Origin of the sequence: Burkholderia sp. Bp9016 (assembly GCF_003857765.1) — a bacterium.
In the GTDB taxonomy this organism is placed as follows: Bacteria; Pseudomonadota; Gammaproteobacteria; order Burkholderiales; family Burkholderiaceae; genus Burkholderia.
The window spans coordinates 1-364 of the sequence record NZ_QTPY01000101.1 but is presented as its reverse complement, the minus strand read 5'-3'; the positions used below and the strand labels follow the sequence as shown (position 1 = coordinate 364).

The following is a 364-nucleotide window of genomic DNA, read 5'->3' as shown; positions in this document are numbered from 1 at the left end:
CCTTCGTCTAGAGGCCTAGGACATCACCCTTTCACGGTGAGTACAGGGGTTCGAATCCCCTAGGGGACGCCAGATTCGCGGCGTTTCGTAGAAGTGTCGCAGCGCTTGCAGGGCGTGAACGTGGTCCTGCAGGTAGTAGAGCAGAAAGCTGGAGCGGTAGTTCAGTTGGTTAGAATACCGGCCTGTCACGCCGGGGGTCGCGGGTTCGAGCCCCGTCCGCTCCGCCAGAACAAGCCCGTTCAAATGAACGCTTTGAACGGGCTTTTGTATTAAAGATGTAAGCAGCACGTTGTCCCCTTCGTCTAGAGGCCTAGGACATCACCCTTTCACGGTGAGTACAGGGGTTCGAATCCCCTAGGGGACG

At 57.4% G+C, this 364-nt stretch carries 2 tRNA genes; both read left to right on the top strand.

From position 1 onward, the window contains the following. Positions 1-150: 150 nt before the first annotated feature. Positions 151-227: transfer RNA gene (locus DIE13_RS32620), tRNA-Asp, on the top strand. Positions 228-291: 64 nt separating this feature from the next. Beyond that, positions 292-364 (top strand) — tRNA-Glu (locus DIE13_RS32615).